A 15,159-nucleotide genomic window follows, 5' to 3' on the forward strand; every position below is an offset into this window, starting at 1 on the left:
CGCTGCACGCGTTGACGCTCTGGCGATGCACGCCTAGAGACCGGTTGAAAAGCCCTGCTCCGGCCCCGCCTTCGATTGATTGGGCCGGCGATTGATTTGGAAAACAGTGACTGATTTGGAAAACAGTGACATGGCGGGATCAAACATCATCGATCTCAATCCCGAGCTGCTGGCGGCTGCGACCGAAAGCAAGGCATGGCCGTTCGAGGAAGCCAAAAAGATCATCGAGCGCTACAAAGGCACCGACTTTCCCGAAACAATCCTGTTCGAGACCGGCTACGGACCGTCCGGCCTACCGCATATCGGCACGTTCGGCGAGGTGGCGCGCACGTCGATGGTGCGGCATGCCTTTCGCGTCCTGACGCAGGACAAGGTTGCGACCAAGCTGCTGTGCTTTTCCGACGACATGGACGGCATGCGCAAGATACCCGACAACGTGCCGGATCGCGCAGCGCTCGAGCCGCATTTGCACAAGCCGCTGTCGTCGGTGCCCAATCCGTTCGGCGATGACTATGCGAGCTTTGCCGATCACAACAACGCGATGCTTTGCCGCTTCCTGGACACGTTTGGCTTCGACTACGAGTTCGCCAGCGCGACGCAATATTACAAGTCGGGCCGTTTCGACGCGATGCTGCTGCGTGCCGCCGAGCGCTATGACCAGATCATGGCGGTGATGCTGCCGACGCTCGGACCCGAGCGGCAGGCGACCTACAGCCCATTCCTGCCGATTTCGCCGAAAAGCGGCCGCGTGCTTTACGTGCCGATGAAGCATGTCGACGCCAAGGCCGGCACCATCACATTCGACGATGAGGGCACCGAGACCACGCTTTCGATCACCGGCGGCAGGGTGAAGCTGCAATGGAAGCCGGATTTCGGCATGCGCTGGGCAGCGCTCGGCGTCGATTTCGAGATGTTCGGCAAGGACCACCAGACCAATGCGGTGGTCTATGACCGCATCTGCAACATTCTGGGTGGGCGCGCGCCGGAGCATTTCGTCTATGAACTGTTCCTGGACGAGAACGGCCAGAAGATATCGAAGTCGAAGGGCAACGGGCTGACCATCGACGAGTGGCTGACCTATGCGCCGACCGAAAGCCTCGGGCTCTATATGTACCAGCGGCCGCGGCAGGCCAAGAAGCTGTATTTCGATGTCATCCCGAGGGCCGTGGACGAGTATTACACCTTCCTTGCAGCCTATCCCCGGCAGGACTGGAAGGAGCGGCTGGGCAACCCGGTCTGGCATATGCATGACGGCAACCCGCCGGCCATCGACATGCCGGTGCCGTTCTCGCTGCTGCTCAACCTGGTCAGCGCTTCCAACGCGCAGAACAAGGATGTGCTGTGGGGCTTCATTTCGCGCCATACGCAAGGCGTGACGCCAAAGACGCATCCCGAGCTCGACCAGCTGGTCGGCCATGCGATCCGCTATTTCGACGATTTCGTGAAGCCGACGAAAACCTTCCGTCCCGCCGACGAGGTCGAGCGCGAGGCGCTGGCAGCCCTCGACACGGCGCTTGGCGCGCTGCCGGCTGACGCCAACGGCGAAGCGATCCAGAACGCTTCGCTCAACGTCGCGCGCAGGATCGAACGCTATCAGGATCATTCCAAGCAGAGCCCGGAGGGCGGCCCCGGCGTATCGGGTGCCTTCTTCCAGATGATCTACCAGGTGCTGATCGGCCAGGAGCGCGGCCCGCGCTTCGGCTCGTTCGCCGCGCTCTATGGCATTGCCGAGACGCGGGCGCTCATTGAGCGGGCGCTGGCTGGTCAGCTGGCCTGAGCACGCCGTCGACCTCTTCCAGGATCGAGCTCGGCGCCTGAGGCGCGGGGTTCGGTGCGGCCGGCATCGCCGGCATGCCGGCAAGGTTCGGCGCCGATCCGAAAATACCCTTTTTCGCCGTGCGTGCCTTGTCGCCGGCCTCGACATAGGGCCCACCCTTGGCGGCCCGAGCCCAGCCGTTTTCGACCAGCCATTGGCCAACATCCTGCTTGCCGATCCGGCATTCGGCGGCGATCAGGTCGCGACCACCCTCGGGCGGCACGGTGCAGACCACCGCGCGGCCGCGCAGGAAGGCGCGAAACGCCGTCCGCGCCCGGACGCCGCACGGCCAGGACTTGCCGTCATCGCTACAGGTCTCGTCCTGCCTGACGATGTCTATGCCGGACACCGCGACCGAATAGCCCTTCGCGTCGATCAGGCCGGCGGCCGGCGTAACCGGCTGGAACAGCTTTGTCCCGTTCCAGTCGTCGGGCATTTTCGGCTTGGGCGGCACGGCCAGCGCCATCTTGCTCAACGGCGCGCGCGGCTCGACACGCTCAAGCCCCTCGGCAGGCAGTTCCGGTGGCGCGACAATTTCGGGATCGATCGCCCTCGAATGTGACGCCGGCTTTGGCGGCTGCGGAGCGGCTATGGCAGATGTGGCCGGCTCTCCGGGCACCGTCTCGGCGCCCTCCTGCGAGATCGCATCGGCGCCCGGATCAACCTGATTCGCCGTGATCACGCTCTCACTTCCCTTCAGAGTGCGACCGCCAGCGACGACCATGGCCGCCATCACCGGGACCATCAGAACCGCCAGGGCAAGATGAGGGAGCCGCACCTGCCGGACCTATTGGCTTGCCCAGACAATCCGCGCCACCCATTCGACATCGCGCATGGGAATGTCGCGGTTGGGATGATCGGGATTGAGCGAGACCAGTGCAATCGACTTGACGGTCTGGCGCTCGAGCACCTTGGCCATCACTTCGCCGGCGGTTGTCTTGACGACGACGCGATCGCCCTTGCGGGTGATGGCGCCCGGCTCGACGATGAGAACGTCGCCATTGCGGTAAAGCGGCAACATGGAATCACCTTGCACCTGCAGCGCATAGGAGCTCTCGGTCGATTGCGCCGGCAATTCGACCAGGTCCCAGCCTTGCCCGGCCGGAAAGCCGGCATCGTCGAAGAAGCCGCCGGCGCCGGCCTGGGCAAAGCCGAGCAACGGCACGGAGCGCCTGCGGGCGACCGATGCGACCTGGACGGATCCGGCCCTGCCTTCGATCAGGCTGGTGAATTCGTCGAGCGAAGCGCCCGTCGCCTCGATGATCTTGGCCAGCGATTCGGTCGAAGGCCAGCGCGGCCGGCCATCCGACGACAGACGTTTCGACTTGTTGAAGGCGGTCGAATCGAGCCCCGCGCGCCGGGCCAGGCCCGAAGCCGACAGCGAATAGCGCTCGGCGAGAGCATCGATGGCAGCCCAGACACGGTCATGCGAGAGCAATCTCGCTCTCCTCGAAACAGGAAAAAATACCTTCCCCGTTCTAACCCCGGGCCACCATCTTGTCCACAGTCTAAGGGCTGGCCTACGCTGCCTGCTTCACGTCACCCTTGGCGTAGGGATCGAAGCGCTCGTAGAAGGTCTGGTCCTTCTCGGCCATGTCGTGCAGCAGCCTGGGCGCCTTGAATTCGGCGCCGTATTTCTTCTGCAGTTTCTTGGCGATCTTGACGAATGCCTTGACGCCGATGCCGTCGATATAGGACAGCGCGCCGCCGGTGTAGGGCGCGAAGCCGAAGGCCAGGATCGAGCCGACATCGGCCTCGCGCGGATCGGTGACGATACCCTCTTCCATCACCCGCGCCGCTTCCAGCGCTATGGTGACGAGCAGCCGCTGCTGCAATTCCTCATAATCGACCTTCTCGGGCGCAAGCTGCGGGAAGAGATCCTTGAGGCCGGGCCACAGCTTCTTCTTGGCCGGCTTGGCGGGATAGTCGTAAAAGCCCTTGCCGTTCTTGCGGCCGAAGCGGCCATGGTTGTCGACCATGGTGTTGATCAGCGCCATCTGCTTCTGGTCGACAGCGGTGTCGCCGAGATCGCGCATGGTCTGCTTCATGATTTTTTGCGCGAGGTCGATGGCCGTTTCGTCGGTCAGAGCCAGCGGGCCGACCGGCATGCCGGCGGCTTTCGCCGCATTCTCGATCATCGGTGCCGGCACGCCTTCTATCAGCATCTTGTAGGCTTCCGACATGTAGCGCAGCACGCAGCGGTTGACGTAGAAGCCGCGCGTGTCGTTGACGACGATCGGCGTCTTCTTGATGGCGCGGACGAAGTCGATTGCCGTGGCCAGCGCCTTGTCGCCGGTCTTCTTGCCCAGGATGATCTCGACCAGCATCATCTTGTCGACCGGCGAGAAGAAATGGATGCCGATGAAATTCTTCGGCCGCGCCGAGTTCTTGGCCAGCGAGGAAATCGGGATGGTCGAGGTGTTGGAGGCGAAGATCGCCGAGGCTTTAAGCACGGCTTCCGCCTGTTCGGTGGCGCTCTTCTTGACAGCGGAATCCTCGAACACGGCTTCGACCACCAGGTCGCAGCCGGCAAGATCGGCATAGTCGGCCGTCGGCGTGATCAGCGACAGCAGTTTGTCCTTCTCCTCGGGCTTGGCGCGGCCCTTCTTCACCTGATCCGAGACCAGGCTGTCGGAATGCGCCTTGCCCTTGGCGGCCGACTCCATGTCGCGGTCGAGCAGCACGACCGGAATACCGGCCTTGGCGGTGACATAGGCGATGCCGGCGCCCATGAAGCCGGCGCCGAGAATGCCGATCTTCTTGAACTTCGTTTCCGGCACGCCGGCCGGGCGGCGCGCGCCCTTGTTCAGTTCCTGCAGCGACACGAACAGCGAGCGGATCATCGCCGCCGCTTCCTTGGTCTGCATGATCTCGGTGAAATAGCGCTGCTCGATGCGCAGGCCGGTGTCGAACGGCACCAGCAGGCCCTCATAGACGCATTTCAGGATCGCGGCGGCGGCCGGATAGTTGCCATAGGTCTCGCGACGCAGGATGGCGATGGCCGGCGGCCACAGATTGGCGCCCGCCATTGAGTAGATGGGTCCGCCGGGCAGCTTGAAGCCCTTCTCGTCCCACGGCGCCACCGGCTTCAGACCGTTCTTGATCATCGCCTTGGCGGTTTCGACCAGCTTGGCCGGTTCAGCGATCTCATGGATCAGGCCCATCGACTTGGCCTTCTGCGGCGACAGCGTCTGGCCGGAGGTCAGCATCTGCAGCGCCTGCTGCTGATCGGTCAGCCGCGGCACCCGCTGGGTGCCGCCGGCGCCCGGGAAGATGCCAATCTTCACTTCGGGAAGCGCCATCCTGACTTTGTCGCTATCAGCGGCGACACGGCCGTGGCAAGCGAGCGACAATTCGAAGGCGCCGCCCATGCAGGTGCCGTTGATCGCCGACACCCAGGGCTTACCCGACGTTTCCAGCTTGCGGAACAGGCCGGTCATATAGCCGGCATTGTCGAACAGCGCCTTGGTCGCCTTTTCGACATCCTTGTCCTTTTCGGCGGCGAAGGTGGCCAGCATCTTCTGCAGCATGGTGAGGTCGGCTCCGCCGGAGAATGTATCCTTGCCGGAGGTGATCACCGAGCCCTTGATGGCGGCGTCGCCGGCCACTTTGTCGACGATGGCGTTCAGCTCCAGCATCGCTTCTTCGGTGAAGACATTCATCGACCGGCCAGGCATGTCCCAGGTGACCAGCGCAATGCCGTCGGCGTCGATGTCGAGGGTGAAATTGGTGTAGGTCATGATTTCTCTCCCCTATCAGACGCGTTCGATAATCGTTGCGGTGCCCATGCCAGCGCCGATGCACAACGTTATCAGCGCGGTGTTGAGGTCGCGGCGCTCGAGTTCGTCTAGCACCGTGCCGAAGATCATGGCGCCGGTGGCGCCGAGCGGATGGCCCATGGCGATGGCGCCGCCATTGACGTTGATCTTGTCGTGCTCGATGTCGAAGGCCTGCATGTAGCGCAGCACAACCGAGGCGAAGGCCTCGTTGAGTTCGAACAGGTCGATATCGGACAGCTTCATCTTGGCGCGCTTCAACAGCTTCTCGGTGACGTCGACCGGACCGGTCAGCATCAGCACCGGCTCGGAGCCGATGTTGGCGAAGGTGCGGATGCGGGCGCGTGGCTTGATACCCATCGCCTTGCCGGCCTTCTTCGAGCCGAGCAGCACGGCGGCGGCGCCATCGACGATGCCGGACGAATTGCCGGCATGGTGGACGTGGTTGACCTCTTCCACCTCGGGATGCTTCTGCACCGCGACGGCATCGAAGCCACCCATTTCGCCAGGCATGACGAAGGACGGGTTGAGCGAGGCCAGCGACTGCATGTCGGTTGACGGACGCATGTGCTCGTCATGGTCGAGGATGGTCAGGCCGTTCTGGTCCTTGATCGGAATGACGGACTTCTTGAAACGGCCATCGGCCCAGGATTTTGCCGCGCGCTTCTGGCTCTCGACCGCATAGGCATCGACGTCGTCGCGGGAGAAGCCGTATTTGGTGGCAATCAGGTCGGCCGAGATGCCTTGCGGCACGAACCAGCCGGGCAGGCCGACCGAAGGATCCATGAACCAGGCACCGCCGGAGGCGCCCATGCCGACGCGCGACATGGATTCGACGCCACCGGCAATGACGATCTCATCGGCGCCTTGCGCGATCTTGGCAGCGCCGAAATTGATGGCGTCGAGGCCTGACGCGCAGAAGCGCGAGATCTGCATTCCGGGCGCCTTGGTGTCGTAGCCGGCCTCGAAGGCGGCGGCGCGCGGAATGACCGAGCCCGCCTCGCCGACCGGATCGACGCAGCCGAAGATGATGTCGTCGATATTGCCGGTGTCGAGCCCATTGCGGTCGCGCAACGCCTCAAGCGTCTTGGCGGCAAGCCGCACCGCCGGCACCTCGTGCAGCGATCCGTCCTTCCTGCCCTTGCCGCGCGGCGTGCGCACAGCATCATAGACATAAGCTTCGGCCATTTTTTTGCTCCTTGGGTTTATCGAACGCAGCTCAGAGCGAACGTCCGATCAGCAATTTCATGATCTCGTTGGTGCCGCCGTAGATGCGCTGGACGCGAGCGTCGCGGAACATGCGGGCGATCGGATATTCATTCATGTAGCCATAGCCGCCATGCAATTGAAGGCATTCGTCGACGACTTTTCCCTGCAGGTCGCTGAGCCAGTATTTGGCCATCGACGCGGTCACCGGATCGAGGCCACCGGCGATGTGGCGGGTCACGCAATCATTGTAGAAGACGCGGCCGATGGTCGCTTCGGTCTTGAGCTCGGCCAGCTTGAATTGGGTGTTCTGGAAATCGATGATCGCCTTGCCGAACGCCTTGCGCTCCTTGACGTAGTCGATGGTCAGCGCCAGCGCCCGCTCGATCATGGCAATCGCGCCGGTGCCGATCTGCAGCCGCTCTTGCGGCAATTGCTGCATCAGCTGGACAAAGCCCTGCCCTTCCTCGTGGCCGAGCAGGTTGGAGGTCGGCACGCGCATATCGTTGAAGAACAGTTCCGAGGTGTCGTTGGCTTTCAGCCCGATCTTGTCGAGGTTGCGGCCACGCTCGAAGCCTTCGACCTCATCGGTCTCGACGACGATCAGCGAGGTGCCCTTGGCGCCCTTTTCCGGATCGGTCTTGGTGACGACGATGATGAAGTTGGCAAGCTGGCCATTGGTGATGAAGGTCTTGGAGCCGTTGATCTTGTACTGGTTGCCATCCTTCTGCGCCCGCGTCTTGACGCCTTGCAGGTCGGAGCCGGCACCGGGCTCGGTCATGGCGATGGCGCCGATCAGTTCGCCGGTCGCCAGCTTCGGCAGCCATTTCTTCTTCTGCTCTTCCGAACCGTAGTGAAGGACGTAGGGGGCGACGATCGAATTGTGCAGGCCGATGCCGAAACCATCGACACCGACATGGCCGATGGCCTCGATGATGGCACTCTCATGCGCGAAGGTACCGCCGGAGCCGCCATATTCCTCCGGCATCGAGGCGCAGAGCAGACCGGCAGCACCCGCCTTCAACCAGCTCTCGCGGTCGACCATCTCGTTCTTCTCGAATTCGTCGTAACGCGGCGCGATCTCCTCCGACATGAAGCGGTGCGCCATGTCGTAGAGCATGCCGACCTCATCCGCCGCCCAGGCGGGCTTCGGCAAAGAGAGCACTTCGGCGGGATTTGTCGCCACGATTTCCTCCGCGTATCGACAGGCAAGGCCGGCGGTGCCGGCGTTCGAGCTTAGAACGCTTCCGCCGGCAGAGCCATCAGCGTATCGGCACCGCTCGAAATGCGGGCGAGGTGAGCGCCGGTCTCCGGCATGATCCGCTCCATGAAGAAGCGCGCGGTCACAACCTTGTTGTCGTAGAAGGACTGGGAGCCGTTGGCGCCCGTCTTGCCAAGTGCTGCCTTGGCCATCTGCGCCCACATGTAGCCCAGCGCGACAAGGCCGAAGAGATGCATGAAATCGGTCGAGGCGGCACCCGCATTGTCGGGCTTGGCCATGCCGTTCTGCAGCAGCCACATGGTCGCCGCCTGCAGATCGTTGAGGCCCTTCTTCAGCGCCTTGGTGAACGGCGCCATCTTCTCGTCGGAGCGGTTTTCCTCGCAGAATTCGCCGACCTCCTTGAAGAAGGCCTGCACGGCGCGGCCGCCATTCAAACCGAGCTTGCGGCCGACGAGGTCGAGCGCCTGGATGCCGTTGGCGCCTTCATAGATCATGGCGATGCGGGCATCGCGCACGAACTGGCTCATGCCGTGCTCTTCGATGTAACCATGACCGCCGAACACCTGCTGCGCCATCACGGCGTGGTCGAACCCCTTGTCGGTCAGCACGCCCTTGACCACCGGCGTCATCAGGCCGGTGTAGTCGTCGGCGACCTGGCGGTCCTTGTCGTCAGCGGAGCGGTGGGCGATGTCGGACTTGATCGCCGTCCACAGCGCCAGCGCGCGGCCGGCCTCGTTGAAGGCCTTCATGGTCATCAGGCTGCGGCGGATGTCGGGATGGACGATGATCGGGTCGGCCTTCTTGTCCGGCGCCTTCGGCCCCGACAGCGAGCGGCCCTGCAAGCGGTCCTTGGCGTAAGCGACGGCGTTCTGGTAGGCGATCTCCGACAGCGACAGCCCTTGCAGGCCGACACCAAGCCGCGCCTCGTTCATCATCGTGAACATCGCCTTCAAGCCGCCATTGGCCTCGCCGAGCAGCGTGCCTTCGGCCTCGTCATAGTTCATGACGCAGGTCGAATTGCCGTGGATGCCCATCTTCTCCTCGATCGAGCCGCAGGAGACAGTGTTCCTGTTGCCCGGATTGCCCGATGCGTCGAGCTTGAGCTTCGGCACGATGAACAGCGAGATGCCCTTGACACCTTCCGGTGCGCCTTCGATGCGGGCCAGCACCAGATGCACGATGTTGTCCGACATGTCGTGCTCGCCGGCCGAGATGAAGATCTTCTGGCCTGAAATCTTGTAGGTGCCATCGCCATTGGGCACCGCCTTGGTGCGCAGCAGGCCAAGATCGGTACCGCAATGCGGCTCGGTCAGGTTCATGGTGCCGGTCCAGGCGCCCTCAACCATCTTCGGCAGCCATTTGGATTTCTGCTCGTCGGTGCCGTGGGTGATGATCGCCGCGATCGCGCCTTGCGTCAGGCCCGGATACATCATCAGCGACATGTTGGCCGACACCATATATTCGGCGACGGCGGTGTGCACGGCGTAGGGCAGACCCTGGCCGCCGAACTCCACCGGTGCGGCCAGGCCCATCCAGCCACCCTCACGATACTGGTCGAAGGCCTCCTTGAAACCTTTCGGCGTCGTCACCGAGCCGTCGTCATGGCGCACGCAGCCTTCCATGTCGCCGACACGGTTCAGCGGATGCATGACGTTTTCGGCGAGCTTGGCGCCTTCGGCGAGGATAGCCTCCAGAACATCGGGCGTGGCGTCGGAAAATCCTGGAAGGTTCGAATAGCGCTGATAGCCCAGCACCTCGTTGAGCACGAACAGCGTATCCTGGACCGGAGCCCTGTATGTCGGCATGCTTTTTCTCCACCCTGCAGACCTGATCCGAAAGCCCCCGAAGTCAGCTAGGGTGGCATGCGGACCCATGTTGCTAGCGGGATAGCAAAAATTGACGTTTGCGTAAACGTCAATTTTTTCGATGCGACAAGATTTCCCGCCCACCGCGCGGTGAACGTAGCGGCGCGGCGTTGCACAAGCTGGCGCCGAAAGGCTGCATTGGGGCGCGGCCAAGACGACGAAAAGCCGCGCGGCAGGGCCACGCGGCCTTGATAGTCAGACAATCGGCGGATGACTTAGCCCGCGACGCTCGCCTGCGGCGCCGAACGCTCGGCCAGCATCTGGCGCACCGCCGACATCGAGCCGCTCAGCTCGTTGATGGCGTCGTCGATCAGCGCCCGCTGCTTCTGCAGGCGGGCAAGCTGCTTTTCCGACTTGTCCAGCGCCAGCCGCAGCTGCTTGGTGTTGGAGCCGGTCGGATCGTAGAGGTCCATCATCTGCTTGACGTCGCGCAGCGAGAACCCGACCTTGCGGCCAAGCAGGATCAGCTTCAGCCGGGCCTTGTCGCGGCGCGTGTAGAGACGGGTCGAACCGTCGCGCTGCGGGTTAAGCAGGCCCTTGTCTTCATAGAAACGCAGCGTGCGCAGCGTCACTCCATATTTCTTGGCCATCTCGCCGATGCGGACAAGGTCCTCGCCGGTTTCGACAGACATATTGTTGGTATTGGCCGCGGTCTCGCCGGCCGAGATAAGCTTCATGGTCACTGGCTTTCCCCGTCTGGTGGCGTCGCGGTCCTGGACCGTGCGTCGCCTGACTGGAAGCGGGGGCTTGCTTCCGGTCGTGGTTTCAACAAACAAATCGCAAACAGCACGCTCGATGCGTCTTTTACGTTTACGTCAATTCTATACCGATAGCCGCCTCATGACGCAAGGGCGTTCTGCGCGACGAGCTTTATGCCGCACCGTCAGGCCGGCATCCGACATCCTTGCAACTTCTTAAGTTTGGTTAACGCGTTGTTTACCACGTTGGGCGAAATGTGGGCACGTCGGCCACCCGTGTTTATCCTGTATCGAATTTTTCACGGTTTTTCGGAGCGCGGGTGAGAACCCGGGAAGCTCGTCTTCCACCGCGGCATGGCCGCTGTCGCCTCGTTCCGACAGGGACTTGGGGGAATCTGGCCGCGAGCCAGCCATTCTGAAAGACGGACGCACCGATGAATAGCAAGCGGTCCTACCTCGATACACTCAACGCCGGCAGGCAGCGCAGGTCGCAGACCACGCTCGAGCAGTTGAACCGTTCCCTCGAAACGCTGGAACAGCGGCTGGAGCGTACGCGCGAGGACCCGATGGCACGTCCGGAGCCCCGCCAATACGGGGCCGACGCGCGCTATCCAGCAGCCCAACCCTCCAGCCAGCAGCGCTGGTACGAGGATCCGCAGCCGGCGCCGCGCCCGAAAAGCCCGATGCAGCCCGCCGCCGCTTTCGGGCAGAATTACCAGGCCATCGCCCGCGACATCGATCGCGTGCGCGGCCAGGAAGACGGCGTTGCCATGGTCGGCAAGATCGCGGGAGAGTTGCGCGGCATGCGCGAGGAACTGCGCCACCAGATGACGGCCGGGCTGCAGCGAGAATTCGAAGCGCTGCGCAAGGACATCGAGCGGGCTTTCCAGTCGAGCGCCAAGCCTGGCGCCTCGGCCAAGGGCAGCGCCGAACTCGGCCTTGAATTCGAACGGCTCTCCGGCGCCATCCAGACACTGGCCGAGAAGAGCGACGACAGAAGCGTCAACATGCTGCGGCTCGAACTCGAGCAGGTCAAAGCCGCGCTCGACACGCTGGCGCGCGAAGAGAGCGTGCAGAAGGTCGACCGCCGCTGGGACGATTTCGATCGCCGCTGGACAGCCTTCGAGGATCGCGTCGACGCCGACCAGCGCAAGCGCTCGGACGACCCTGGCCTGTCGATGCTGACCGACCGGCTGGAGCAGATCAGCAACGCCGTCAACAACCTGCCGGAATCGCTGTCGCTGCGCTCGCTCGAGGAAAAAGTCCGCACGCTTGCCGGCGCCGTCGATCATTTCGCCAGCCAACAGGACAATCGCGGCAGCGACACGCTTGGCATGATCGACGAGCGGCTGGACGAGATTTCCCGCGCCATCGTCGCCTCGACGGTCGCCGCGCAAGCCAATTCATTCGACCACGAGGCTTTCGAGCGCATCGAGAAGCGGATCGACTCGCTTGCCCAGCAGATCGAGGAAGTGGCGCAGGATCGCCCGGGCAACGCGGTCATGGATCGGCTGAGCACGCTGTCGAGCCGGGTCGACGATCTCGCCGGCCGCGCCAACCTGCCCGAGCAGGCGATGGAGCGCCTGGCCAAGCAGATCGCGCTCATCGCCGACAAGATCGACCAGGCGCCTGCCATGCCTGACGCCGACTATATCTTCCATGGCCTGGAACAACGCTTCGACGTGCTGTCGGGCATGATGGAACGTCGCCAGGGTGACGCCATCGAACAGGGCAACATGCTGTTCCGCGATCTCGAGCGGCGGCTTGACGAGGTTGCCGACAGGCTGGACCAGCGCATGCCGCAAGTCGACAGCGCCGGCATCATGGAAGCCATCGACGCCCGCTTCACCGCGCTGGCCAAGCGCATGGAAACGCGTGTTCCCGATCCCGCAGGCGAAGCGGCGATCCGCGGCCTGGAAAGCCGGCTCGAAGACATTTCAAGCCGGCTGGATGCATCGGCCGCGCAGGTGGCCGGCATCGATCCGGCGCTGATCCGCAGCCTGGAGGCACAGGTCGCCGGCCTGTCCGCCCACCTTTCAAGGCCCAGCACGCCGCTGCCGGAATTCGAGGATATCAGCCCGCGTCTCAACGAGATCGAGAAGTCGCTGGCGGGAACCCGCGATTCCATCCTCGGCGCGGCGCGCGAAGCGGCCGAGAACGCAGTGCGTTCGCTGGCCGGTTCGAGCGCCAACACGACGGCCGTTTCCGGCCTCGCCCAGGATCTGAAGACACTCGAAACGCTGACGCGGCGCTCGGACGAGCGCAATTCGAGAACGTTCGAAGCCATCCACGACACGTTGCTCAAGATCGTCGATCGGCTGGGTTCGCTGGAACCCGGCGAACCGGTCGAGGCGGTGAGCGAACTCCTGGATGCGGCGGTGGTCGAACCGAACAGCCGGCGCGGCGCGCGGCGGTCCAAGATGGCCGTCGATGCGCCGTCGATGGATATCGATCAGCCGATGCCGCTGACCGGGGACGTGGCCGATCTCGATGGCCGCGCCGCCGCCATCCTGCGTGATGAGCCGGGTTCGCGAAATGAACCGGGCATGCGTGGCGACCTGGGTACGCGTAGCGACCTGGGTACGCGTGGCGACCTGGGTATGCGTGGCGACCTGGGCACGCGCTCGCCGGCCGAGGCCGCCGCTGCCGCGGCCATGGCCGCTCTCAGTTCCGACACGATCGCCGAGAAAAGCGAACAGGCAGGCGGCCGCAAATCGCTGTTCAGCGGGCTGGCACGCGCATTCAAGGGCAAGAAGGAGGCGGACATCCCGCCGCTGGCCGGCTCGGCGCCGACTGCCCCGGCACCGAGCGTCGACCTCGACGAACCGCTCGATCCGAAAATGGCCAACCGGCCGCTGGAGCCCGGCTCCGGCGCGCCTGACCTCAATGCCATCATGAAGCGCGTGCGCGACGAGCGGGGCCAGCCGGCCAAGCCCAGCGACACCACTGATGCCGCCAAGTCGGACTTCATCGCCGCCGCCAGGCGCGCGGCGCAGGCCGCCGCCGCCGAAGCCGATGCCCTGAAGCGCCAGTCAACGATGACCGGACCGGTGAAGGCGCTGCGGATCGGCGACCTGCTCAAGGCGCGGCGCAAGCCGATCCTGATGGCGGCCGCCGCAATCATGCTGGCGCTTGCCGGCCTGCAGCTGGGCAAGGCCTTCTTCGCCGATCCCGCGCAGGTGGCGAGCAACGACGTCGCGCCGATCGCCGCCTCGCAACCGGTGCAAACCGCCTCGGTCGATGCCCCTAGCCAGCCGAAGACGGACATTCAGCCCCAGGCCGTGGAAAGCGCGCCGGCCCGTGCCGTCAGACAGGCCGAGCCGTCCGAACCGGCAGCCAAGGATGACATGGCCGCGCAAGGCACGATGGCCACGCCGCCAGGCATCGAGCCGTCGATGGATGCAGCGCCGACAGCCGAGCCGGCTCCCGCGCCTGCTGCTTCGGCGACGCCCGCCGATGCGAGCCCGGTGGCGTCCGACACGACAGCTTCGGCTGCTGCGGTCCTGGCTGGTCCGGCTCCTGTCGCCGCGGAAGCGACCGATGCCGATACCGGCACCCAGCCTGATGTGGCCGAACCGACCACCGCCAAGGACACCACTGGCGCGGTTCCGCCGGCGGACGCTTCGCCAGCGGCGGCGACGGCCAAGTTCGACATTCCCACCGACGTCGGCCCGGTCGCCTTGCGCGATGCTGCCGGCAATGGCGACGCCAAGGCGTTGTTCGAGGTCGGTTCGCGCTACGCCGAGTCGCGCGGCGTCAAGGAAGACATGGCGGCAGCCGCCAAATGGTACGAGAAGTCGGCGGAACTCGGCTTCGCGCCGGCCGAATACCGCATCGGCAATTTCTTCGAGAAGGGCATTGGCGTCGCGCGCGATATCAAGAAGGCGAAGACCTGGTACCAGCTCGCCGCCGAGCAGGGTAACGCCAGCGCCATGCACAATCTGGCCGTGCTGTTCGCCATGGCTGCGGATGGCGTCACCGACAATGAGTCGGCCGCGCACTGGTTCCAGGCGGCGGCAGACGTCGGCGTCAAGGACAGCCAGTTCAACCTCGGCATCCTCGCTGCCAAAGGTGTCGGCATGAAGCAGAACCTCGAGGAATCCTACAAATGGTTCGCGCTCGTCGCCAAGACCGGCGACAAGGATGCGGCGGCCAAGCGCGACGAGATCGCCAATGCGATGCGGCCCGAGCAGCTCGAACGCGCCCGCGCCGCAGCCGAACTGTGGAAGGCCAAGTCGCTGGATGCGGCAGCCAATTCGGTCGACATTCCCGAATCCTGGCAGGACGGCACGCCGCAGACGACCGCCAGCGTCGACATGAAGAAGGCCGTCCAGAACATCCAGCGCATTCTCAACAAGAATGGCTACGATGCGGGCGACGCCGACGGCAAGATGGGCCAGAAGACGAAGACCGCCATCATGGCTTTCCAGACCGATAACAAGCTGCCGGCGACCGGCACGGTCGATGAAAAACTGGTCAAGGCGCTGCTGGCGCGCAAATAACGGCAGATGCGTCGCTTCCACGACGCCCTTGCCACACATTTGCCTGTTAACTGATTGAGTTGTTTTTTGTTTCG

9 protein-coding genes are annotated in these 15,159 nt (G+C 63.9%); 2 read left to right on the forward strand and 7 right to left on the reverse strand.

Features of this window, described 5'->3' with window-relative positions; genetic code table 11:
- Positions 1 to 130 precede the first annotated feature (130 nt).
- A complete protein-coding gene (locus tag ACFFNA_RS03945) occupies positions 131 to 1,777 on the forward strand; it encodes a lysine--tRNA ligase (RefSeq protein WP_111544631.1) in 1,647 nt (548 codons plus the stop codon).
- On the opposite strand, the gene ACFFNA_RS03950 is transcribed toward ACFFNA_RS03945, so the two are convergent.
- The 7 genes from ACFFNA_RS03950 to ACFFNA_RS03980 form a co-directional block, all read right to left on the reverse strand.
- Complete coding sequence (locus ACFFNA_RS03950; protein WP_378915761.1) at positions 1,743 to 2,594, reverse strand: thermonuclease family protein; 852 nt, start codon at positions 2,592 to 2,594, stop codon at positions 1,743 to 1,745. The genes ACFFNA_RS03945 and ACFFNA_RS03950 overlap by 35 nt on opposite strands.
- 9 nt (positions 2,595 to 2,603) lie before the next feature.
- Entirely contained in the window at positions 2,604 to 3,254 is a 651-nt protein-coding gene (locus ACFFNA_RS03955) for a S24 family peptidase (protein ID WP_378915763.1), read from the reverse strand.
- An 82-nt stretch (positions 3,255 to 3,336) separates the two neighbouring features.
- Positions 3,337 to 5,556, reverse strand: a complete 2,220-nt coding sequence (locus ACFFNA_RS03960; RefSeq protein WP_378915765.1) for a 3-hydroxyacyl-CoA dehydrogenase NAD-binding domain-containing protein — start codon at positions 5,554 to 5,556, stop codon at positions 3,337 to 3,339.
- Positions 5,557 to 5,571: 15 nt separating this feature from the next.
- Positions 5,572 to 6,780: an acetyl-CoA C-acetyltransferase gene (locus ACFFNA_RS03965; protein WP_378915767.1), complete on the reverse strand. Its 1,209-nt coding sequence runs from the start codon at positions 6,778 to 6,780 to the stop codon at positions 5,572 to 5,574.
- A 31-nt stretch (positions 6,781 to 6,811) separates the two neighbouring features.
- Positions 6,812 to 7,984, reverse strand: coding sequence for an acyl-CoA dehydrogenase family protein (locus ACFFNA_RS03970; protein WP_378915769.1), 1,173 nt, complete (start codon positions 7,982 to 7,984; stop codon positions 6,812 to 6,814).
- 50 nt (positions 7,985 to 8,034) lie between these two features.
- Positions 8,035 to 9,825 carry an acyl-CoA dehydrogenase gene (locus ACFFNA_RS03975; protein WP_111544638.1) on the reverse strand — a complete coding sequence of 597 codons (1,791 nt, stop codon included), beginning with the start codon at positions 9,823 to 9,825 and terminating at the stop codon, positions 8,035 to 8,037.
- 275 nt (positions 9,826 to 10,100) lie between these two features.
- On the reverse strand, positions 10,101 to 10,562 hold the full coding sequence (locus ACFFNA_RS03980; protein ID WP_095082335.1) for a MerR family transcriptional regulator: 462 nt from the start codon (positions 10,560 to 10,562) through the stop codon (positions 10,101 to 10,103).
- A gap of 455 nt (positions 10,563 to 11,017) precedes the next feature.
- Here ACFFNA_RS03980 and ACFFNA_RS03985 point away from each other — a divergent pair, with 455 nt between their 5' ends.
- The gene (locus tag ACFFNA_RS03985; protein WP_378915772.1) at positions 11,018 to 15,085 is read left to right on the forward strand and encodes a peptidoglycan-binding protein; all 4,068 of its coding nucleotides are present in this window, start codon (positions 11,018 to 11,020) and stop codon (positions 15,083 to 15,085) included.
- Positions 15,086 to 15,159 lie beyond the last annotated feature (74 nt).

This window comes from Mesorhizobium kowhaii, from assembly GCF_042431665.1.
GTDB lineage: Bacteria > Pseudomonadota > Alphaproteobacteria > Rhizobiales > Rhizobiaceae > Mesorhizobium > Mesorhizobium kowhaii.